General features: G+C 63.6%; 28 protein-coding genes. 21 read left to right on the top strand and 7 right to left on the bottom strand.

Features of this window, described 5'->3' with window-relative positions; genetic code table 11:
* Positions 1–281 precede the first annotated feature (281 nt).
* From QZT63_RS16055 to QZT63_RS16005, 12 genes are all read left to right on the top strand, one after another.
* Positions 282–407: a hypothetical protein gene (locus QZT63_RS16055; RefSeq protein ID WP_290652504.1), complete on the top strand. Its 126-nt coding sequence runs from the start codon at positions 282–284 to the stop codon at positions 405–407.
* A gap of 219 nt (positions 408–626) precedes the next feature.
* A complete protein-coding gene (locus QZT63_RS20145) occupies positions 627–854 on the top strand; it encodes a DUF2141 domain-containing protein (RefSeq protein ID WP_366637345.1) in 228 nt (75 codons plus the stop codon).
* A 94-nt stretch (positions 855–948) separates the two neighbouring features.
* Positions 949–1,335, top strand: a complete 387-nt coding sequence (locus QZT63_RS16050) for a hypothetical protein (protein ID WP_290652503.1) — start codon at positions 949–951, stop codon at positions 1,333–1,335.
* Between the two features lie 325 nt (positions 1,336–1,660).
* Positions 1,661–1,804 carry a hypothetical protein gene (locus QZT63_RS16045; protein WP_290652502.1) on the top strand — a complete coding sequence of 48 codons (144 nt, stop codon included), beginning with the start codon at positions 1,661–1,663 and terminating at the stop codon, positions 1,802–1,804.
* 47 nt (positions 1,805–1,851) lie between these two features.
* On the top strand, positions 1,852–2,130 hold the full coding sequence (locus tag QZT63_RS16040) for a hypothetical protein (protein ID WP_290652501.1): 279 nt from the start codon (positions 1,852–1,854) through the stop codon (positions 2,128–2,130).
* A 99-nt stretch (positions 2,131–2,229) separates the two neighbouring features.
* The gene (locus QZT63_RS16035; RefSeq protein ID WP_290652500.1) at positions 2,230–2,655 is read left to right on the top strand and encodes a host attachment protein; all 426 of its coding nucleotides are present in this window, start codon (positions 2,230–2,232) and stop codon (positions 2,653–2,655) included.
* Between the two features lie 230 nt (positions 2,656–2,885).
* Entirely contained in the window at positions 2,886–3,455 is a 570-nt protein-coding gene (locus QZT63_RS16030; protein WP_290652499.1) for an NAD/FAD-utilizing enzyme, read from the top strand.
* Between the two features lie 131 nt (positions 3,456–3,586).
* Positions 3,587–4,735: a cytochrome c oxidase subunit II gene (locus QZT63_RS16025; RefSeq protein ID WP_290652498.1), complete on the top strand. Its 1,149-nt coding sequence runs from the start codon at positions 3,587–3,589 to the stop codon at positions 4,733–4,735.
* A 3-nt stretch (positions 4,736–4,738) separates the two neighbouring features.
* Complete coding sequence (ctaD, locus tag QZT63_RS16020; protein WP_290652497.1) at positions 4,739–6,508, top strand: cytochrome c oxidase subunit I; 1,770 nt, start codon at positions 4,739–4,741, stop codon at positions 6,506–6,508.
* Positions 6,505–7,125, top strand: a complete 621-nt coding sequence (locus QZT63_RS16015) for a cytochrome c oxidase subunit 3 (RefSeq protein WP_290652496.1) — start codon at positions 6,505–6,507, stop codon at positions 7,123–7,125. Before ctaD ends, QZT63_RS16015 begins: the two co-directional genes overlap by 4 nt.
* Positions 7,126–7,141: 16 nt before the next feature.
* Positions 7,142–7,837 carry a heme-copper oxidase subunit III family protein gene (locus QZT63_RS16010; protein ID WP_290652495.1) on the top strand — a complete coding sequence of 232 codons (696 nt, stop codon included), beginning with the start codon at positions 7,142–7,144 and terminating at the stop codon, positions 7,835–7,837.
* A gap of 9 nt (positions 7,838–7,846) precedes the next feature.
* Positions 7,847–8,164: a cytochrome C oxidase subunit IV family protein gene (locus QZT63_RS16005; RefSeq protein ID WP_290652494.1), complete on the top strand. Its 318-nt coding sequence runs from the start codon at positions 7,847–7,849 to the stop codon at positions 8,162–8,164.
* Positions 8,165–8,180: 16 nt separating this feature from the next.
* Here the strand turns inward: QZT63_RS16005 and QZT63_RS16000 are convergent, their stop codons facing one another.
* A complete protein-coding gene (locus QZT63_RS16000; protein ID WP_290652493.1) occupies positions 8,181–8,621 on the bottom strand; it encodes a DUF6789 family protein in 441 nt (146 codons plus the stop codon).
* A 251-nt stretch (positions 8,622–8,872) separates the two neighbouring features.
* A complete protein-coding gene (locus QZT63_RS15995) occupies positions 8,873–9,274 on the bottom strand; it encodes a DUF4168 domain-containing protein (RefSeq protein ID WP_290652492.1) in 402 nt (133 codons plus the stop codon).
* A gap of 194 nt (positions 9,275–9,468) precedes the next feature.
* On the opposite strand from QZT63_RS15995, the gene QZT63_RS15990 reads away from it, so the two are divergent.
* Positions 9,469–10,296 (top strand): DUF5602 domain-containing protein, encoded by an 828-nt coding sequence (locus QZT63_RS15990; RefSeq protein WP_290652491.1) that lies wholly within the window; start codon positions 9,469–9,471, stop codon positions 10,294–10,296.
* Positions 10,297–10,453: 157 nt separating this feature from the next.
* Here QZT63_RS15990 and QZT63_RS15985 read toward each other — a convergent pair whose 3' ends face one another.
* Positions 10,454–11,386 carry a DMT family transporter gene (locus tag QZT63_RS15985; protein WP_290652490.1) on the bottom strand — a complete coding sequence of 311 codons (933 nt, stop codon included), beginning with the start codon at positions 11,384–11,386 and terminating at the stop codon, positions 10,454–10,456.
* Positions 11,387–11,507: 121 nt separating this feature from the next.
* Between QZT63_RS15985 and QZT63_RS15980 the strand changes: the two genes are divergently transcribed.
* Positions 11,508–12,452, top strand: a complete 945-nt coding sequence (locus tag QZT63_RS15980; protein WP_290652489.1) for a LysR family transcriptional regulator — start codon at positions 11,508–11,510, stop codon at positions 12,450–12,452.
* A gap of 88 nt (positions 12,453–12,540) precedes the next feature.
* The gene (locus QZT63_RS15975) at positions 12,541–12,774 is read left to right on the top strand and encodes a hypothetical protein (protein WP_290652488.1); all 234 of its coding nucleotides are present in this window, start codon (positions 12,541–12,543) and stop codon (positions 12,772–12,774) included.
* On the opposite strand, the gene QZT63_RS20140 is transcribed toward QZT63_RS15975, so the two are convergent.
* From QZT63_RS20140 to QZT63_RS15960, 4 genes are all read right to left on the bottom strand, one after another.
* Entirely contained in the window at positions 12,701–12,910 is a 210-nt protein-coding gene (locus QZT63_RS20140) for a hypothetical protein (protein ID WP_366637335.1), read from the bottom strand. The genes QZT63_RS15975 and QZT63_RS20140 overlap by 74 nt on opposite strands.
* 24 nt (positions 12,911–12,934) lie before the next feature.
* Positions 12,935–13,867: a D-alanyl-D-alanine endopeptidase gene (pbpG, locus tag QZT63_RS15970; RefSeq protein WP_290652487.1), complete on the bottom strand. Its 933-nt coding sequence runs from the start codon at positions 13,865–13,867 to the stop codon at positions 12,935–12,937.
* A gap of 368 nt (positions 13,868–14,235) precedes the next feature.
* Positions 14,236–14,511, bottom strand: coding sequence for a BrnA antitoxin family protein (locus QZT63_RS15965; protein ID WP_290652486.1), 276 nt, complete (start codon positions 14,509–14,511; stop codon positions 14,236–14,238).
* Positions 14,486–14,788 (bottom strand): BrnT family toxin, encoded by a 303-nt coding sequence (locus QZT63_RS15960; RefSeq protein WP_290652485.1) that lies wholly within the window; start codon positions 14,786–14,788, stop codon positions 14,486–14,488. Before QZT63_RS15960 ends, QZT63_RS15965 begins: the two co-directional genes overlap by 26 nt.
* 337 nt (positions 14,789–15,125) lie before the next feature.
* On the opposite strand from QZT63_RS15960, the gene QZT63_RS15955 reads away from it, so the two are divergent.
* From QZT63_RS15955 to QZT63_RS15930, 6 genes are all read left to right on the top strand, one after another.
* Positions 15,126–16,886: a chloride channel protein gene (locus QZT63_RS15955; RefSeq protein WP_290652484.1), complete on the top strand. Its 1,761-nt coding sequence runs from the start codon at positions 15,126–15,128 to the stop codon at positions 16,884–16,886.
* 25 nt (positions 16,887–16,911) lie between these two features.
* Positions 16,912–18,024, top strand: a complete 1,113-nt coding sequence (locus tag QZT63_RS15950) for an extracellular solute-binding protein (protein WP_290652483.1) — start codon at positions 16,912–16,914, stop codon at positions 18,022–18,024.
* Positions 18,025–18,126: 102 nt separating this feature from the next.
* The gene (locus tag QZT63_RS15945; protein ID WP_290652482.1) at positions 18,127–18,705 is read left to right on the top strand and encodes a DUF2452 domain-containing protein; all 579 of its coding nucleotides are present in this window, start codon (positions 18,127–18,129) and stop codon (positions 18,703–18,705) included.
* Positions 18,706–18,764: 59 nt separating this feature from the next.
* Positions 18,765–19,196 carry a nucleoside 2-deoxyribosyltransferase gene (locus QZT63_RS15940; protein ID WP_290652481.1) on the top strand — a complete coding sequence of 144 codons (432 nt, stop codon included), beginning with the start codon at positions 18,765–18,767 and terminating at the stop codon, positions 19,194–19,196.
* Positions 19,197–19,233: 37 nt separating this feature from the next.
* On the top strand, positions 19,234–20,892 hold the full coding sequence (locus QZT63_RS15935) for an FAD-binding dehydrogenase (protein WP_290652480.1): 1,659 nt from the start codon (positions 19,234–19,236) through the stop codon (positions 20,890–20,892).
* A gap of 88 nt (positions 20,893–20,980) precedes the next feature.
* Positions 20,981–21,346, top strand: coding sequence for a nuclear transport factor 2 family protein (locus QZT63_RS15930; RefSeq protein WP_290652479.1), 366 nt, complete (start codon positions 20,981–20,983; stop codon positions 21,344–21,346).
* Positions 21,347–21,399 lie beyond the last annotated feature (53 nt).

Raw genomic sequence — 21,399 nt, 5'->3', positions numbered from 1 at the left:
CCATTCGACCATACCGGAATGCGAATGGATCGGGAAACGGACTCGGCTCCCTGCACGGACCCGGCCGGCTTGGCTGAGGCAGACCGCCAAAGTCGGGGCACCTTCAGCAGCACTTCCGCTACTGGGCCGTGGGTTACGGTACCGAGCCGCAAGTGCCGAACACGCTGCAGTCCCGCGGTGGTGGTCGCAGCGAAGGCCGGTCAGGGTGCGCTCGAGCGTCGTCGCCTGATGCATCACCTCTGACCCCGCGGGTGAAGCTGTCTCTGCGCCGCACGACCGGGATGGCGGCGAAGTCGAGGCCAACCACCCGCGCTGTGTTCGACGCCATCCTCGAAGGCAGTGACGCGCTGGTCGAGCGGTTCATGGTCCCGTACCGCGAGGTTCAGGGAGGAGATCACAACGCCTGACCTGTTCGGGGATCTCCGGCCGGGCTCCGGGGGTCCCCACCGCGACTGAAGGCGCCTGCCGTCCATCGCCGCCATTCACTGTCCATCGCAACCCTCTGCAATCCATCGCACAACCAATGCCCATCGCGAGCGTGCGCGCAACACTCGTGGGCGATGACACGCACGTGAACGCCCAGGAGGACGAAATGATCGGATCACGCACGAACCGCCGCGGCGGCGGTGCAGGGGCTGGGGGCTGGCCCTGGCAAGCGCCCAGGCGGCAGAGCTCCGGAGCCCTACGGCTTCAGCCGCGATGCCCTGGGCAGCATGGGGCCGCCGGACGTCAACGATGCCGCCTTCGCCGTGGACGGCGACGCCACACGGATGACGATCCAGCTCAATGGAGCTCAGCCATGCATTGGAGGGATTTTTCTTATGTGGAAGTTACTTAAGCACATTCGCCAATAGTGGATTAGTGAGTGCTACGTACACTGAGCATCAAGGGCAGGGAGGTTAGGAGCCTGCCACGAACTCGAAACATAGACGCTAAGAGGTACTTGCCATGAAGACTCGTCACTTGATCGCAGCCATTGCCATTGTTGGTGCATCAGCGGGGCCGCTTGCGGCAGATGCCACCCACGATCGTGTAGTCGCGTATGGTTTTGCGCCAGCGCAGATACAGCCTTCTACCGTGGTTGAGAGAGAAACCCGGGAAGCCCGCAGCCTGACCGAGCAGCGGCTGGTTGAGTGGGGCTACAAGCGCCCTGATTCCACCGTGGTGGCTCGGTACACCTTCGAGCGCCTGGATCGGGAGACCGAACTGACGCAGAACGAGGCGCGCCTGCGCGACTTCGGGTATCGCTCCTGGGAGCTGTCCTATCGCGCCGGGCCGGAGGTCGCCGACGGCGAGCACTTTCTGGGTGACCTCTCGGGCGGGGATGTTCGCTGAGCCTGAGGAAAACGGCCATCCCACGGTGAACGATCAGGAGGTGATCCCATCGTTCACCGTGGGTTCCTTAATGGGACCCTGAAGAAAATCAGCAATCGCCACTTCACCGCTTCGGGTTGCCCACGTCGCACCCAGTGGCCGGCGTCATCGATCAGTTGACAGCCGAGCATCGGGGTGTGGGCAACCTCTCGCATACCCTCGAAATGCCACAGTCCTGCTCGCCGGCGATGAAGGGGGCCTATCACTTCGTACGTGGCCACCACCAGCGGTTCCGCGTTGGGATGACCGCTGGCGTGCTGGGGCTCTCACTGTGCACGCGCTCGCCATGGCAGCCACCATCGTCATTGCCGCGTTCGCTGTCTACCAGCGGTTGGGTGTCGCTGGCCTGCGCCATGCCTGGTTCAACACCGATCATCTGTGGGCGGGGGGCGTTGCTGTCGTTGATCGAAGGCCGCGATGGCTTGCATGAATTAGACTGGTGAGAAGGACGCGAGTGAGGTGGTATCGGAGGCGGCAGTGATTACGTCCAGACAACAGCGGCTGGCCCATTGGGGCGAAACCCGGCAGAAGGGAAAGCGACGGTTTATTCTGGTGAACGGCGCACTGGCCTGGGGGGTGTCCACCGCGCTGGTCTGGACCATGGTGATGTGGTTGATTGCACCGGAGTTCGAGCCGTTGCCGAATCTGCTCCTCGCCCTGGTGATGTTCCCCATGGGCGGCATGGTCTGGGGCTGGATCGTTTGGGCATCCACTGAGAAGGAATACCTCCGACGCACTGGGGTGGATCACCGCTGATCCACTCGCCTCGCTGGCACCGCCCGGGTTGAAAGTCGGTTCAGTGGCCATCAAGCTTGCGAGCAGGGACCGAAGACGAGGCAGCAGAGGAGATTGCCGATGAAGCAGTGCATCGTCGTGGCGAATGCTTCCGAGGCGCGGATTTTCTTTCGTGACGGGCTCGGACCCGTGAAAGAAGCCGAACGCCTGGAGCACCCGGAAAATCGCCAGCATGCCGGTGATTTGGAAGAGCAGGGGCCGGGGGCGCAGCATGAATCTACCAAGTCGAAGGTCCGGCGAATGGATCCGCGCACGGAAACCACGGAGAAGTATGCCCAGCGTTTTGCCAGTGAAGTGGCCAGCCGGCTCCAGAAGATCCGCACCCAGGGCCAGGCGGAGCAGTTGGTGATTGCGGCGGAGCCGCGGTTTCTCGGGCGTCTGCGTGGTGGGCTGGACGATAAGACCGCCGGGCTGGTGACGCACACGGTGGACAAGGACCTCACGGGTGCTTCGATCGAACAAATTAAGAAGAGCCTCGCGATTTAGCCCGCGGCCACCCCGGGGGCATCGCCACTCGCGTGCGTTATTGCTGGCCGGTCGCGCTTGTGGCGGGCTGCTCCCAGGTCATGCTATACCATCTGCTGCCGTGACGCGTTCCACAAAAGCGGCTAACCTGCAGGTTGGGGGGAAAACTTGAAGCCTGGGTCGTCCTGGCCATGGCAGAACGAGTTACCGTGGCCGTTCATCCGGCGGGTGGTAGTAGAGGAGAAATGCATATGAAAACCACGCGTTACTTCTTCATCAGTGACGACCTGGACGACCTGGAGCGTCTGGAGGAAGAACTCGAGCAAGAAGGCATCGTGACGCCCCAGATCCACGTGCTGACCAACAATGAAAGCGGCGTTAAGCACCATCATCACCTTCACGCCGTGACCGACCTGATGAAGAGAGACGTGGTCCACTCCAGCCTGATCGGTGCGGCTGTTGGCGCATGCCTCGCGATCGTGGTGCTTGTCGTGGCCGCCCTGACGGGCTGGACGGATACGCCGGCCGGCTGGGTGCCATTCATTTTCCTGGCGATTGTGCTGCTCGGGTTTTTCACTTGGGAAGGTGGACTGCGGGGAATCGAAACACCCAATGTTCAGTTCGAGCGCTTCGAGAGGGCATTGAAGGACAAGAAGCACGTGTTCTTCGTCGACCTTGAACCGGGCCAGGAAGAGATCGTGGAGCGGGCGGTCAAGAGACATCCCAGTCTTCAGCGGGCCGGTACGGGTGGTGGCGCTCCGCACTGGATCATTACGTTCCAGTACCGCGTGAAGCGTTTCTTCACGCAGACTTTCCCGTAGTCAATTCGTTGTTGCCGTAATGGACGTATAGTGATGCGGCCGTTGACAGGTCCGCGCTGCGCGCTGTGTGCGAGCACGGCCATCAACGAGCTATCCAGAGGTGCCTCTACAGCGCATCGGGGTTTGTGTCTATGGTTTTGGCAATCATCCTGACCATCATCGTCATCGGTTCGGTCGCGTTCCACTTGCTCACCCCATGGACGCTAACCGAACTCGGTTCCAATTGGCAGTCCATGGATGCCATGCTCCATATTTCCTTTGCCATCACCGGCGTCGTGTTCGTCGCGGTGACGCTGTTCATGGTGCTCGCCATCGTTCGCTACCGGCATCGCCCGGGTCGCAAGGCGCAGTACTCGCCGGATAGCCGCAGGCTCGAGTTGTGGCTGCTTGGCCTCACCACCGTCGGAATTGTTGCCCTGCTCGCGCCCGGCTTGGTGTACTACTACGACTTCACCCGGACGCCGGACGACGCAATGCGGGTGGAGGTGGTGGGCGAGCAGTGGCGCTTCGCCTTTCGCTACCCCGGGGAGAGCGGCCAGCTGGGACGCACCAGTATCGAGCACGTGACCTCGGACAACCCGCTCGGCCTGGATCCGGGCGATCCCGCCAGCCAGGACGACATTGTCATCCCGGCGGGTGGCGATCTGCACCTCCCGGTCGATCAGCCTGTCGAGCTTGTAATGCGGGCCAGGGATGTAATCCACAGCTTCTTCGTGCCCGAGTTCCGCGCCAAGATGGACATGGTCCCCGGTATGGTCACCTCCTTCTGGTTCACGCCCACGCGCACCGGTACCTTCGAGGCGCTCTGCGCCCAGCACTGTGGCGTCGGGCACTACAACATGAGCGCCACCGTGAATGTGATGGAGCGGGAGGCGTTCGAGGACTGGCTGGGCGAGCAGCAGACCTTCGGCGAGCACTTGGCGGCGCTGGGCGACCGCGATGAGGACGACGAGGTGAGCTGGGGGCGGGAGCTGGCCACCTCGGAGGGCTGTATGGCCTGCCACAGCGATGACGGTTCGCGTGATGTCGGGCCCACATGGCTGAATCTCTACGGCCGGGAAGTCACATTGGAGGATGACTCCACGGTGGTCGCCGACGAGGAATACATCCGTCGATCCATTACCGACCCCAGGGCACAGCTGACCAAGGGGTATCCGCCGGCCATGCCCGCCTACGATTTTGACGATGACGAGCTCGACGCCCTGGTGGCGTATATCCGTAGCTTGCAGGATGACGAGAACAATAACCCGGACGCACCGGACACTAACGCAGAGAGGTAAGCCATGGTTACTGTCGCGTCCGCTGATGCCCACGAGCACCACGAGCCGCAGAGCTTCATTACCAAGTACGTCTGGAGCCAGGATCACAAGGTCATTGCGATCCAGTATTCCCTGACCGCCATTGCGGTGGGGCTGGTCGCGCTCGTGCTCTCGGGGTTGATGCGCATCCAGCTGGGGTTCCCGGACTCGGGGCTTGTGGATGCCTCGTCGTATTACCAGTTCATGACCCTGCACGGCATGATCATGGTGATCTACCTCCTCACTGCGCTGTTCCTCGGGGGCTTCGGCAACTACCTCATCCCCCTGATGGTGGGCGCGCGGGACATGGTATTCCCGTACCTGAACATGCTCAGCTACTGGTTCTACCTGGTCTCCGTGCTGGTGCTGATGGCGAGCTTCTTCGTGCCTGACGGGCCCACAGGGGCGGGCTGGACGCTCTACCCGCCACAGGCGATTACCGGCGGCACCCCGGGGGCGGACTGGGGCATTCTCACCATGCTGTTATCCCTGGCCATATTCATCGTGGCCGCCACCATGGGCAGCCTGAACTACGTCACCACCGTGCTGCAGGCGCGGACCAAAGGCATGACCCTGATGCGCATGCCGCTGACTGTCTGGGGGATCTTTGTCGCCTCCATTATGGCGCTGCTGGCGTTTCCGGCACTGTTCGTCGCGGCCGTCATGATGATGCTCGACGCCACCATGGGCACCAGCTTCTTCATGCCGGCGATCATCGCCATGGGCCAGCAGTTACCGCACGAGGGCGGCAGCCCCCTGCTGTTCCAGCACCTGTTCTGGTTTTTCGGGCACCCGGAGGTCTACATCGTGGCGTTGCCCGCCTTCGGGCTGGTCTCCGACCTCATCAGCACGCACGCGCGCAAGAACATTTTCGGCTACCACATGATGGTGTGGGCGATCGTCATTATCGGTGGCCTGAGCTTCTTCGTGTGGGCCCATCACATGTACGTCAGCGGGATGAATCTCTCGTTTGGTTTCTTCTTCGCAATCTCCACGTTGGTTATTGCCGTCCCCACGGCGATCAAGGTCTATAACTGGATCCTGACGCTGTGGAAGGGAGACATCCACCTGACCGTCCCCATGCTCTACGCGATCGGCTTCGTCGTCACCTTCGTGGTGGGCGGGCTGACTGGGCTGTTCCTCGGCAACGTGATTGTGGATATTCCGCTGGCGGATACCTACTTCGTGGTGGCGCACTTCCATATGGTCATGGGTGTGGCGCCGATTCTGGTGGTGTTCGGGGGGATCCACCACTGGTTCCCGAAGGTCACCGGCCGCATGATGAATGACACCCTGGGCCGGCTGCACTTCTGGATTACCTTCCTGGGCACCTACGTGATCTTCTTCCCGATGCACTACCTTGGAGTGCTGGGAATGCCGCGGCGGTACTTTGATTACGACTACGAGTTCATTCCGCAGTCGGCGCTGGACCTGAACACGTTCATTACCATCGTCGCCCTGGTGGTGGCCGCGGCCCAGATCCTCTTCCTTTACAACATGATCTGGAGCGCCTTCCGCGGCAGGCCCTCCGGCGGCAACCCGTGGGGCGCGACCAGCCTGGAGTGGCAGACGCCGCAAACACCGCCCGGGCACGGCAACTGGGGCCCAGCGGTGCCCGAGGTGCACCGCTGGGCGTACGACTACAACGTCCCTGGTGCGTCCGCGGATTTCGTCCCTCAGACCGAGCCGCAACGCGGGCCGAGTCAGGGACATGGTCACGGGCCCGAACAGCCCGGGGAGAAGGGGCACTCATGAGTCATTGGGTAAAGTACGACCCGTCCCGTGGCACCTTGGACCCTGACGGTGACGGCCGCTCCTGGCAGGGGCCGGCAGGGCGGGGCCGCGCAGCAATGCGCGGGCTGCTCATCTTCCTGCTCCCGCTTGCCTCCATGTTTGCGCTGGTCATTTCCGCGTACATGATGCGCCGGCATGTGGGGGACTGGCAGCCCATACCCTTGCCCTGGCAGGTGTGGCTGAGCACGGTACTTTTGGTGGGCAGCAGCATTGCCTTTGAGGTGGCACGCCGGGCGGCGGCTCTGGGGCATATCCATGATATCCGCCGCGGGTTGCTGGGGACGGGCGTGCTAGCGGTTGCCTTCCTTGGCAGCCAGCTCTGGGCCTGGTTCCACCTGCAGGAGCAGGGCTATTATCTGGCGGCGAACCCGGCCAATAGTTTCTTCTACCTGATGAGTGGCCTCCACGGGCTGCACCTGATAGCGGGCCTCGTGGCCTGGTCCAAGACCCGATCCGCTTTGACGGGCGGTGCGGACGTCGCGTCCGTGCAGTTGTACGTTCAGCTGTGTGCCATCTACTGGCATTTCCTGCTGGTGGTGTGGCTGTTGCTATTCGGCGTGCTGTTCTGGGTCTCGTAAACAGAGGTAACCGCAGATGGTCGAGCGGAGGCTAGAGGAGAACGCACAACCCGAGACCCTGTCCGGGGAGTGGCGAAGCCTGGTGAATGATTGGTCGGCGGACCGTGAGGCCTTTCCGAAGGTCTCGTGGAACAAGACCATGATGTGGATCTTCCTGCTGAGCGACGTGTTCGTGTTCACGCTGTTACTGGTGGGTTACATGGCCGTGCGGCTCACCACACAGGAGGCTTGGCCGGACACCGGCGAGGTCTTCGCGCTCACCATCATGGGGCACGATTTTCCGCTGCTGCTGATCGCCATCATGACGTTCATCCTGATCACCAGCAGCGGCACCATGGCCATGGCGGTGAACTTCGGCTACCGCCGTAACCGCAAAATGGCCGCGCTTTTTCTGCTGTTCACGGTGCTTCTGGGCGCAAGCTTCGTGGGCATGCAGGCCTACGAGTGGACGGACCTCATTCAGAAGGGCGTGCGCCCCTGGGAGAATCCCATGGGGGCACCGCAATTCGGTGCGGTCTTTTTTATGATCACCGGCTTCCACGGCCTGCACGTCTCCATTGGCGTGATTTACTTGTTGACCGTCGCCATTAAGGTACTGAAAGGGGACTATGACCGGCGTGGCAACTATGAGCCGGTTGAAGTGGCCGGCCTGTACTGGCACTTCGTGGACCTGGTGTGGGTCTTCATCTTCGCATTCTTCTACCTGCTTTGAGGTGATGCCATGGCCGAGACACAGGGGCAGCAACATCCGATCGGCCTGTACCTTCAGGTCTGGGGCTGGTTGTTTGTATTGAGCTTTTTCTCCTATCTGGTGGACTACAACGAGGTGGAGGGATTCCTGCGCTGGTTTCTGGTCATCTTGTTCATGATGCTCAAGGCCTGGCTGATCATCGCGGTTTTCATGCACATGCAATGGGAGCGGGCATCGCTGCGTTATGCCGTCTTTGCCCCCCCCATAGTGCTGCTGATCCTGATATTCTTCCTCGTCGCCGAGGGCGGGTACATCTCCCTGTTACGGAGTCTGTACTTCGGCCAGTAAAGCCGGGGTATCCCGGCTACAGCGTCCTCAGCCAGCCGTAGGTCGCGCCCAGCACGGCGCCGAAGATCAGGTGCGAGATCAGCGTGGCAATGGGTGCGATCACACCAAAGCCCATGGCAAAAAACCCGGACCCGGCCATGGGAAATACGGTCATCATCACCAGTATCCACGCCAGCAGACCAAAGAGCAGCCCCCGCCTGGTGTAGCTCTTGCCTGGCAGCATGTCTGCCAGCCCGGAAAAGAGCACGCCCCATATCAAACTGCCGATGCCGATGTGCAAGACCCAGCCGCCGGCGACGCTGTGCGGCATGCCCAACAGGTTCTGGGCGGTGAGACTCATGACTTCGATGGGATCGAACCAGGGCATGATTCCTGCCGCTTGCCGCATAATCATGATCAACGAGATCACCAGCGTGGCGACTAAGCCCGCCATGATACCCCTGCCAAAGTCTGCCATGTGCCCGATCCTCCTGCTGTTGTGTGGTGTGTCGGCTGAATGAATCCCGCAGTATAGCGGTGCTCCCCCCGATACGCCGCCAGCCTCCCCTGGGAGTATAGCGACCCATCGTCATTGAGCATCGCGGCCTTTCGGAATCCGGGTCGGAGTATACGCTCGGACTTCGCCCATGCCTGAGCAATAGGCGCAGCACGCGACCGGTGCCCACCCTGAATAGGCCGGCATGCGCCGCCGATGGGATGTTTGGCGATCTACATCTCCGCCGCCATGGCGTCTAGCCGTTGCTTGACCTCGTCGTCATTCTGGTACAGATACCCGATGGCCCGGTAAGTATCGACGTCGAGCCCGTTGAACTGGATGGCGGTGGTCATGTCATCCACGGCACCCTGGCGTAGTTCCCCCCACTCCCCCGAGTCGCCCTCACGGATCATCTCCGCGTAACTCGCCCGGATATCCTGCACCTGCTCCGCGGCGAGCAGAAAACCCTCCAGTTCCGCGTCGCTGATGTCATCACTGGTCAGGTCAGTGCTGCTGGCAACCTCGTTTTCGTAAATGTCGTCGTGCTCCCCCGCAATTGCTGTTGTGAGTGCGAGCCCGGTTGCCATGGCCAGTGCCAGCAGCAACGACAGGGTAAAACGGCATGCTGTGTTCATCGGTTTGCTCCCGTATGGATACCGCCGACGAACATGCCATCTTTCGCCCTTTTGTGGAAGCCTGACGGCTTGAATTGCCCATTCGACTCGGCTAGCATTAATCGCTCACCCGGCAATGACGGCTTCCCGGAAGAGCGCCCGGCAGCCAGCGGGTTACCGGGCTGACGCGGCCGTCCCCCCTGGAGTTTCTTCCCATGAAATTTACCCGCGATCCGAGTCGTGGGCGCGCCGGTGCTCGGGCCCGGCGCATCGCCCCGGTGTGTGTCGGTGGCGCAATGATGGTGGCCCTGGCCTCCGCTTCGGCGGAAACGCTCTATGGCCCTGCCCTGTCGTTGCAGGAAGGTTCCGCGCGAACCTATGTGGTGATGGATAACGGTGTGCCCAGCGAAGTGGGCGTGGAGATCGACGAGGCCTTCACGGCGTCGGTGCCGGCGAACGGCGCGCATGGCGGCGTGACGATGCCGGATGGGCGCAGCACGTTCGAATATGTCCTGGAGATGCCGGCGGCAAATCCCACCCCGTTCCAGCACGTGACGTTGGATTGGAATCCGGCGGGACACAAGCCGGAAGGGGTCTACGACAAACCCCATTTTGACGTGCACTTCTACACCATCGGCCCTGAGGAGCGGCGGGCCATTCACCCCGAGGATCCCGCCTTCCTGGACAAGGCCGGCAGGCTTCCCCCGGCGGAGTTCATCCCCTCAGGGTACCTGGACCCCGGTCTGCCGCCAGTGCCCATGATGGGCGTGCATCTGGTACACGCGGACGCACCGGAGCTGCGTGCGCACGACCCGGAGCCCTTCGTGCAGACCTTCCTGTACGGCACTTGGGACGGGCGGCTGATTTTCTTTGAGCCCATGGTCACCGTGGACATGCTGTCAGAGCAGCCCGATAACTCGTTCGCCGTGCCGGTCGCCGAGCGCTATGATCCGCAAGGCTACTACCCGGGTGCCTATAGCGTTCGCTGGGACCAACGCGAGGGCAGTTACCGAATCGCTCTGAACGACCTGGAGTGGCGGTAGAGAGTTACCGGGGCAGAGGCGGTTGGCCGCCTGCCCCGGTCCCGCTGATTGCATTCCCCCGCATGCCTGTGCTTGTCCCTTGCAATGGCCTAATCGATTGCGTCCTGACCCGGGAGCGCGTGTCAGTCGTCGCGGCAGGGCCACAGGATCCCGCGGCCTATTCGTGGACCCGCACGAGGCGATCGGTCTGATGCTCCGCCGGGGCCGGTCGCGGAGGACTGGGCAACTCGCGCTTGTCCCGGCGCAGTCCCCGGTGCTCGGCCAGACTCAACAGCACCAGTGGGCCGACGATGAGCACAGACCCGGCGAAAAACCACAAGTCGGGCACTTCCCCGAACCACAGCCAGCCAAAGCCGATCGCCCAGATTAGGCCGGTGTACTCCGCGCTGGTTACCCGGTTGGCCGCCACGTGCCGGTATGCGAGCAGCACCGTCGCGCTGTAGCCCAGGATAAAGAGGGCGGAACCGAACGCGGCGATCATCAGCCCCCAATCCCAGGCTGCGCCCTCCCAGAGCATGAGCGCCAGTGCTGCGGGCAGTCCGTAGACGTGTGTCAGCACCAGCGTGTGGACCATCGACTGCCCGCGGGGCAGCTTTCTCACCAACAGCGCGTTTATGCCCAGTGCCGCCGCGGCACCCAGGGCGCTCACCCCTTGCCAGGTGAACTCCAGGGGCCGCAGGATTATCAGGATGCCGGCGAATCCGCTGATCACCGCCAGCACGCTCAACGGGGTGGTGCGCTCGCGGAACATCACCACACCCAGGGTCATGACGAGCAGCGGCGCGGCGTAAAACAACGCATTGGCCGTGGCCAGGGGCAGATTGGTCAGGGCGATCACCATGCACAATACGCCCACGATGCTGATATGGGCGCGCAACAGGTGGATGCGGGTGCCACGGAAGAGGTTGTCGCGATCGATGAGCGGCAGCAACGGCGCCAGCACAGCGAGTGTGCACAGCAGGCGCATGAAAACGAATTGCAGAACCGGAATCTCCCCGCCCTGCCACTTGATGATGGCGTCAGAGAAGATCGCCAACAGGTTGCCGATGACCAACAGGATGATCGCGCTGTGCACCGTCCGCCCGGTCATGATGTGTGCCCTCCTTGCCTGTCTGCAGGTGCCGCTTGCCGGCGGGATTGGAGGGCATCCTAGGGGCGGCGGAAAATCTTGTATAATGATGAATATTGGCAAGCTATTAGATTATTGAATAATGCGACTACCGCCCTTGAAGGCACTCCCTGTATTCGAGGCGGTCGCCCGTCTCAACAGCTTCTCGCGCGCTGCAGAGGAGCTGCGCGTGAGTCAGAGCGCAGTCAGCCACCGTATCAAGCAGTTGGAGGAGTATCTCGGGGAGCCACTGTTTGTGCGCGGCGGTCGCAAGCTCGCGCTCACGGAGGAGGGGCAGCAATACCTGGAGGCAGTGAGCGCTGCGCTGACCCAGATCGAGCGCGCCAGCGAGAAGCTCCAGGGGCGCGGTGACACCCAGCTGCGCTTGGCGGTATTTAGCTCCTTTGCCGTGCGCTGGTTGATCCCGCGCCTGCCCGACCTGCAGCGCCGCCACCCAGCGCTCGAGTTGATGCTGGAGATGACGGACCATTCGCCGGCACTCTCGGAGCGTGTTGCCGACGCCTTCATCACCCTTCAAGGCCGCCACACGGGGTTTAGCTCTGATCTGCTCTACTCGGAGCGGCTTTTCCCCATTTGCAGCCGCCAATTCTGGCAGTCCATGCGCAGCGACTTGCAACAAGCCGGCATGATCGACACCGAAACGCCAGCGCGCATCGACGCGGCCTGGCTCACGCGGTATCCGCTGCTCTCTGCCTCGAGCATCCTGGGCCAGCCGGCGGAGGATTGGCGCGTCTGGCTCGCGGCGGGGGGCTGCGGCCTGCCGGCGTCCGCGCGCATGCAGCATTTCAGCCACATGCTCCTGGCCCATGCCGCCGCCCGCTATCACCAGGGTATCGCGCTCACCAACGACTACATGATCGACCCAACGGACCACCCCGACATGGTGATTCTGCCCTGCTACACGGTGAAGACCGGGGACGAGTTCCGTTTTGCTTACAAGACCAGCCGTCGCAATGAGCCTGGAATTCGGGCCCTCAAGGAGTGGCTGCAGCAGCAGGCGAGCGCCTCGGGGCTGCGCCGCGGCTAGTGTCCTGAGTGGGTTTGCCGCCTAAGCCTATGGAATGAGGCATCCCGATCACCAACAGTCCCGGCGTGCTCCTTCGGGAGTGCTGGACGTGCTGCTCCTGGCGCCGTTGGGGGTCGTATTGGGTGGTGTGGCCTCCCAGTGTGCCTTGGGGGTCGTGGCGATTGTCGAATGGCTCAACGATGTGCTGCTCATCTCGCCCCGCAGCCGCATGCTGTTTCCCGACCCCACTTGGCTGGTGGTGGCAACGATTACCGTGCCGGCCGCCGGCGGCCTGCTGCACCGCCTGATTCCCGAAGGCCGCCCGCATTCCCCGCCGATGTGATTGCTGCCGTGCAGACCCGCCGGGGCGGCGCTGGGCCTGACGATCGGCCTGTCTGTGGCCGAGACCTTTGCCGCATCAACCGTTGCACCCGCTTGCGGTTCATCGGGTAGCCGAGCCGGCGCAGGACCGCCGTCATCGAGGCCGAATCCGCTAAGTTGGGCTACCTGTCGCCGCCGAGTCGCTCCGCCTGCTGCTGCTCGTATTTCCGCGCTGCGGCCGCCACGACGCCGCCTTCCCCGGTGGTCAGCCAGCGGCGTGTGCGCCCGGCGTCTCCCAAGGGGCTGCGGGTACCGTGGGAATTCAGGAACACCATGGCGACTGGGTGGCCGTCCACCTCCGCCACCATGACGAGACAACGCCCCGCTTCAGCAATGTAACCCGTCTTACTTACCTGGACGTCCCACCGCGGGTGGTTGATCAGTGGGTTGGTGTTACCGTAGCCCAGCGTGTAACGCGGAGCGCGGAACCGCGCCGTGTGATGGGGTGTGGTGGAAAACCGCCGAATGTGGTCATAGTGGTACGCCGCGCGCACCATCTTCAGCATGTCCGAGGCTGTGGAGCGGCTCATTGCGGAAAGTCCGCTCGAGTCCACGAACCGCGTTGAGGTCATCCCGAGTGAGCGGGCCTTGGCGTTCATGTCCTGGATGAACGCCTCCCGCCCTCCGGGATGATGGCGTGCGAGCACATGCGTGGCCAGGTTCTCGGAGGACATCAGAGCAATGCGCAGGAGTGACGCGCGTGTGAGTTCCGAGCCGATGCGCATGCGTGTATAGGCGTTTTTCTCCACCTCATGCGTGCGCTCGACGATGGTCAGCCACTCGTCCAGGGGTCGCTCGGAGTCCAGCACCACCATGGCGGTCATCAGCTTGGTGAGCGAGGCCACGGAGGTCACGTCATCCGCCCGTTTGCCGAACCACACCCTCTCCTCCTCGAGCGGGCCAATGGTAGCGTGAACGGAGGCGAGCTGTAACGGCTCGCGATCCCGCTCGGGGAAAATGCCGGATTCGCCCGCACGGCCTGCAGGCAGAGCCAATACGGCAGTACAGGCCATCGCGCAGATGAGCCGTCCCAGCCACCTTGTGGCAAGTGTCACGGTATGCGTGCCCAACCAGCGCTACCCCCTATGCCCGTGGTTTTTTTTGGCATGGCCCCATTGGTAGTGTTCTGCCCCGGACGCGCCAGCCGCGAAAATGACACGCACTCCTGAGCAGAACATTAGGATACCGTACGCCGGCCTGGAGGCGAGTGTCGGAATGTGAGTTCTGCATTGCCCATTCGTGCAGATGCGCTCCCTCCTGGTGCACTGGCGCGACCTCGCCGAAGCGATTCGGCCAGGGGACCGCGCGGTAGGAGCGGGACATGTGCGGACCGGGTGCATGGGAATGAAGTCGCAGACGTTCATGCGAAGCCGGTGCGGGTAATCCTTGGTGTCTCGGGCCGGCTGTGGGGCCTGGCGCGGGCTCACCGTTTGGGGTCGTGGATCGCCTGTTCCAGGGTCTCGCGGATATAGCGCTGATAGGGAATGCCGCGCGCCTTGGCCTGCGCCTTGATGGCCTTCAGGAGATTTTCGGGCAGGCGCATGTTGATCTGCGCGCTCTTCGGCTCGAACTCGAAATGCACGCGCTTGAAGCCCGAGAGGTCGTATTCGGACAGGTCGGCCTCTTCGACGAAGCGCTCGGATTCCTCGTCGCTCCGAAGCTCGGGCAGTGGCTTAAGATCGTCCTTGCTGGCGTTCATAGTGCTGGATCTCTTCTTCATGCATGTGCCGGGCGCTGATAGGCCGAAGGAAAGGCACCTCGGCATCGGCGGGGCGCAGAGTGAAGACAATGAAGATATAGCGGCCCTGAACCGTTTGCCCGATAGCCCGCCATCTCTGTTCGTCGCGGGAATGCGCGGGATCGGGGAGGATGGCCGGTGCGCGGGAAAACATGTCCTCGATTTCCGCGCAGGAAACGCCGTGCTTCTGGCATTTCTCACGGTTGCCGTCGTCCCAGTCGAAGCCCGCGATCCGCATTGCGCTCACTCTTCGAATATAGGCGTTTGTCTATACGTCCGTCAACGTTTATCCCATTGATCAAGAAGGATCAAGCGTTGCCTTGATCCGCATGCTTGCCCGGAGCGAAAGGCAAGTTGGCCCGCACGGCCCGAGAGGGCGAGCACGCCGCAGTAGCGCAGGCGGTGCCGGCGGCGTCAGCGCCAGTGCCCCCAGGCGCTCGATGCCCTCAGGCGGCGACAGGAAACGCACCGTCTCGGCCGGGCGGCGGTGCGATAGTGGGCTGCAGCAGCAGGCGAGCGCCTCGGGACAGGACACTAGGCTTGCCGTGAGTGGGTTTGCCGCCTAAGCCTATGCAATGAGGCATCGCGATCACCAACAGTCCCGGCATGCTCCTTCGGGGGTGCTGGACGTGCTGCTCCTGGCGCTGCTGGGAACCGTATTGGGTGGTGCGGCCTCCCTGTGTGCGCTGGGGTTCGTGGCGATTGTCGAATGGCTCAACGATGTACTGCTCATCTCGCCGCGCAGCCGCATGCTGTTTCCCGACCCCACCTGGTTGGTGGTGGCAACGATTACCGTGCCGGCCGCCGGCGGCCTCGCGGTTGGCCTGATGCACCGCCTGATTCCTGAAGGCCGCCCGCATTCCCCCGCCGATGTGATTGCTGCCGTGCAGACCCGCCGCGGCCGGCTGCCTGCCAGGGCCGGCCTCCTCTCCGCCTGCAGTGGGCTGGTTTCGCTTGGGTGCGGCGCGTCGGTGGGGCAGTACGGGCCGTTGGTGCATATGGGCGGGACGCTTGGCTCGCTCTCGGCGCGCCTGCTGCACGCCGGCCGCACAGACGACAACATCGCCATCGCCGCCGGGGTGTCCGCGGTGATTGCAACCGCCTTCAACGCCCCGCTCGCCGGCATTGTATTCGCCCACGAAGTGGTGTTGCGCCACTATGCGCTGCGCGCCTTCGCCCCGGTGGCGGCGGCCAGCATTGTCGGCTATGTGCTGGCGGAAGTGGTCTTCGAGCGCGGCGCGCTGTTCTCCGTGGCGGAGACCGGTGTGCCCCAGGCTTGGGAGTTCGGAGCCTTTCTGGTGATCGGTGCCCTGGGTGCGCTGGTGGCGGGCGCTTATGTGCACGCCATTCTCGGCGTGGGGCGCATGGCTGCGCGCATGCCGCTTCCCCCGGCAGTGCGGCCGGCCATTGCGGGCGCCGCCCTGGGACTCACGGCATTGTGGGTGCCGGACATACTGGGTATGGGGCAGGAGACCTTGCGTCTGGCTACCATTGACGGCGCGTTTGGTGGCGCCGAGCTGGCGCTGGTGCTGGTGCTCAAGCTCCTGGCCACGGCCGTATGCATCGGCATGGGCTTTGGCGGCGGTGTATTCAGCCCGGCGCTGGTGGTGGGCACGCTCTTCGGCGCCCTGTGCGGCTCGCTCGTCGGTCTTGTGGTCGGCGATCAGGGCGCGAGCCTGGCGGTGTACGCCGTCTGCGGAATGGTTGCTGTCACCGCGCCTGTGATTGGCGCGCCACTGACCAGCCTGCTTATTGTCTTCGAGCTCACTGGCAACTATGTGCTCACCACGGCGGCATTGGCGAGCATCGCTCTGGCCAACCCGTTGGGCGCCCAGCTGTTCGGTCGTTCGCTGTTTGATATCCAGCTTCGCCAGCGTGGCCTGGACTTGGCGGCGGGGCGGGGCCGCGCCATGCTGGAGGCGTTGCACATCACACCCCTCGTCTCCCGCGACTGTGTGGAGCTGCGTCCGGATACCACTGTTGCCGAGGCGGTGGCGATTGTGAGTCATGCCGGCCACGGGGAGGCCTACGTCGTGGCGCGCAATGGGCGGTATCGGGGGACCGTGACACTGGCTTGCCTGGAGGCAGTGCGGGAGGATGGCGGTGGGGCGCGTCCGGTCGCCGCGCTGACCGACACTGATCGTCCGGTACTCCCGGAGGGCGCGTCCGTGTGGACCGCCATGGCCGAGTTGCAGACCTTCGCCGGAGAGGCCATTGCGGTGGTCGATGACCTGGAGTCACGTGCATTTCGTGGCGTGATCTATGAGGCCGCACTGACGCGGGCCTACCTGAAGCAGACCGAGGAGCTGAGGCGTGAGGAACATGGCTCAGGATAGGCATGTTTGGCGGGACTGTTGCCGTTTGTCTGCGCTGTTGATGGCCGCCGCGCTTGTGTTGGGCGTCGTGCATGCGGGGGAGAATACCGCCGATGACACACCGAGGCTGCGCGTGCTGAGCTGGGGTGGAGCCTACGAGGCGGCACAGACGCAAGCCCTGTTCGAGCCCTTCACCGAGGCCACCGGCATCCCCGTGAGCGTGGACGCGTATGCCGGCGGGCTGCAGGCGCTGCGCGAGGCTACACACGGCGACGGGCCGCCGTGGGATGTGATCGACATGACCATGAGCGACGCCCGGGCCGCCTGCGCGCAGGGCCTGCTCCAGTCGCTTGATGCCCAGCTTCTGGACCCCGCCCCGGACGGCACGGCGCCCCGGCAGGATTTCTTCGAGGGCGCCTTCACCGAGTGCGCCATTGCCCATACTGTGTTTGCGACCGTGGTGGCCTATGACCGCACTGCGTTTCCCGGAAACCGGCCGACATCCATCAAGCATCTGTTTGACATCGAGGGTTTCCCGGGGCCGCGGGCGCTGCAGCGCACCCCCGCGGCGAATTTGGAGTGGGCGTTACTCTCCTACAACGTTCCCTTGGAAGAGCTCTATGGCCTTTTAAGTACCGAGCGCGGATTAAGCCTTGCGCTCAGGCGACTGGACAGCCTCGGTGAGGCGATTCACTGGTGGGAAGGGGCCGAGGAGCCCGTGCAACTGCTCGCCGACGGTGAGGTGGTCATGGCGTCCGGATTCAACGGCCGCTTCTTCGACGCCATCGTGAACCAGGGAGCGCCCATCGACATTCTCTGGGACGGCCAGATCCAGGAGTTCGAGACCTGGGTGATACCCAACGGCGCCGACAATCCCCACCTCGCCCGCGAGTTTATCCGTTTTGCCACGCGCACGGACCGCCTGGTTGAATTCGCCCGGCATTTGCCTTACGGCCCGGTGCGTCGCTCAGCGGCCGAACAGGTCACCACCCACAAGCCCACGGGTATCGACATGCGCCTGCACGTCCCCACCCACCCGTTGAACGCCCACCGCGCCGTGCGCAAGGACGAGACGTGGTATGCCCAAGTGCATGCCCGTATCAACGAGCGTTTCCGTGATTGGCTTGAGGGTCGTGGCGAGACGAATGACGGCGGGTAAGCGGCCGTGCAAGGGCCAACCGTCTAGCGGTGACAATTCCAGCCCCCTGGGTTAGGCTCTCGGGCTACCGCTTTATGCGACATCAGCTCGAATCAACGCGTTATGCATGAGAACAATCCCAACCCGCAGGGCAAGGGCCAGGCGCCGGTTCTGGCTGCGCTGACGGAAAACCAGCGCGCGGTCGCAACCGTGCCGCCAAAGCACATCGGGCAGGTGTCGGTGGAGCTGTTCACGTCGTTATTCGTGCTGGAGAGCGACTTCAACTTCAAACCGGTACCTGGTCGCGCCTACTGGATGTATCGCAAGGAAGGCCGTTTTCGCCTCTCGCCTGTTCCGCCCCAGGAGTGGCATCCGATTGTCTACGGACGCTACATCGGCGAATGCCGCTTGCACGAGGACATGACCTGGACGCTCATGCTGGCGGATGATGTGGCCGGAGATCCCGTATTCATGCGCGAGCTGGAAGAGAAACGTGCGCGTTTCGAGCGCGCTCTGGAAGCCGCTGACACCCTTGATGACGCCCTGCCGGTGCACGAGTCCCGCTTTCCGTTCTACCAGCGGGTCTTCGCGTATGCCCTGGGCTACTCCCTGGGGGTATCCATGGATCACTCCGGTATCCGTGGACTCTCCTACGACGAGGCCCGCGGGCTGCTGGCGCATCAGGCAAGATCCGGCGGCTAAACCGTGGCGGGTCAGTGGGCCCCTTGCACATTGAGATCCGTGTTGGAGACAGTACAACCATGCGCTGTTACCTTGCCGGTGCCCTGTTCACTCTGGCCGAAAGACGCTTCAACCGCGAGCTGACCGAGGCGGTGGGCCGGCGTCTCGAGGGTGTGGAGTTCATCCTGCCGCAGGAGCGCGCCCAACAGTTTCTGCACCGGGAGGACTGGTCCAAGCGGATGTTCGAAGACTGCCTCGCCATGATCGATGCCAGCGACGTGGTGGTCACCATCCTTGAGGGCCCAGACGCCGATTCCGGCACCAGCCTGGAGCTGGGTTACGCCTACGCCAGGGGGCTGCCCATCATCGGCATCCGCACGGATGTTCGGGGCTTGGAGGACCGCGGCCTGAATCTAATGCTCGCCAACGTCTGCAACACGCTGCTACTACACCCGGTCGACGAGCTGGACGTGCTCGCCGATCAAGTCGCCGAGGCACTGAACGCGCTGTAGGCTATCCCCAAGGGCGACACAGGGGGAGGGGCCCACAATGCAGCTGGATGCGGATGTCATCGTCGTGGGTGCCGGGCTGGCCGGTCTGGTGGCGGCGGCGGAGCTTGCCGACGCCGGGCGGCGGGTGATCATCGTCGATCAGGAGCCGGAACAGAGCCTGGGTGGGCAGGCCTTCTGGTCCTTTGGCGGCCTGTTTTTCGTGGACTCTCCCGAGCAGCGGCGCATGGGCATTCGCGATAGCCGCGACCTCGCCTGGCAGGACTGGCAGGGCAGCGCCCGCTTCGATCGCGACGAGGATGCCTGGCCGCGGCGCTGGGCCGAAGCGTATGTGGATTTCGCCGCCGGCGAGAAACGGGCCTGGCTCCGGGGCATGGGGCACCGCAGTTTTCCCGTGCTGGGCTGGGCCGAGCGTGGAGGCTATGACGCCACCGGCCCAGGCAACTCTGTACCCCGCTTTCACATCACCTGGGGGACCGGTCCCGGACTGCTGGAGCCGTTCGAGCGGCGCGTCCGCGCTGCTGAGGAAAATGGTTTGATTCGGCTGCGTTTTCGCCACCGGGTGGATGAGCTGCTGAGCACCAACGGCACGGTACACGGGGTGCGCGGTGCCGTGTTGGCGGCGGACCACGCCCGGCGCGGGGCGAGCACCTCCCGCGCCGAGCGCGGATCCTTTAGCTTCAACGCACAGGCCGTGATCGTGGCCGCCGGCGGTATCGGCGGCAATCACGACCTGGTGCGGCGACACTGGCCGGCCCGACTGGGGCAGCCGCCCAAGCGGATGGTCAGCGGGGTGCCGGCGTACGTCGACGGCCGCATGTGGGGCATTGCGCAATCCGCTGGCGGGCACCTTATTAACCGCGACCGAATGTGGCACTACACGGAGGGCCTGCAGAACTGGAACCCGATCTGGCCGCGCCACGGCATCCGGGTGATCCCCGGGCCGTCGTCCCTATGGTTCGACGCCCTCGGCCGCCGCTTTCCGCCACCGCTGTATCCCGGCTCCGACACCCTCGGACAGCTGACCCACATTCTGTCCACGGGGTACGACTACAGCTGGTTTGTGCTGAACCAGAGCATCATCCGCAAGGAGTTCGCCCTCTCCGGCTCGGAGCAGAACCCGGACCTTACCGGGCGCAGCTGGCGCATGACAGCCCGCCGCGCCGTCGGCAGAAAGGCCACCGGCCCGGTCGAGGCGTTCAAGGAGCAGGGCGCCGACTTTGTGGTGCGTGACAACCTGGATGCGCTGGTGGAGGGCATGAACACCCTGAGCGGCGATCATGTACTGGATGCGCGGGACATGGAGGCCCGGATCGTTGCCCGGGACCTTGAGCTGGCCAACAAGTTCACCAAGGACTTCCAGATCATGGCCATTCACAACGCCCGCCGCTTCCTCGGCGACAAGCTCATCCGTACTGCCCGGCCGCACCGTATCCTGGATCCCCGGCACGGGCCCCTCATCGCCGTCCGGCTGAACCTGCTGACCCGTAAAACGCTGGGTGGCCTGGAGACGGACCTGCAGGCGCGGGTGCTGGGTGCCGGGGGTGAACCGGTGCCGGGGTTGTCTGCCGCGGGTGAGGCGGCGGGGTTCGGTGGTGGCGGCATGCACGGCTACCGATCCTTGGAGGGAACTTTTCTCGGCGGCTGCCTGTTCTCCGGCCTTATCGCCGGCCGGGCTGTTGCCGCCGGGCTTGGGTGATGGGGGTTGGAGCCATGCGTGCAGTGGAGACGACGTCGCGGCGAGCGCGAGGTAAACTAGAGGGGCTAGGGGACGTTGCGGTGGTGCCATGAATGCGAAAGCAGTGGTTGATGCCTACCTGCAGGCCCTCCAGGAGCGCGACTATGAGCGGGCGCGGACTCACTTGGCGGATTCCGGTTTTCACTACCGCAGCCCGATTGGCACGCTCGACAGCGCGGACGCGCTGGTCAACCAGTCGTTTATGAGCAGCAGCATCGTGCACAGCTTTCGCGTGCGCAAGGTGTTTGTGGACGGCCCGGACGTCTGCCATTTTCTCGTGTTCAACGTGCAGCTTTCCGAGAAGTTCACCGTGGATCTGGTGCACTGGTCCACGGTGGAAGCCGGTCGCATTACACGCATCGAGGTGATATTCGATGCCCATCCCTATCGGCTCATGTTCCCACTGGCGGAATAATCGTACCGGTGGAATACTCCCATGGCCTACTCCACTGTCGTCGGGAATGGCCC

Source organism: Aquisalimonas sp., assembly GCF_007120195.1.
Taxonomy (GTDB): domain Bacteria; phylum Pseudomonadota; class Gammaproteobacteria; order Nitrococcales; family Aquisalimonadaceae; genus Aquisalimonas.
Note: the sequence above shows the minus strand (reverse complement) of the source record. Positions and strands in the feature narration are given on the sequence as shown.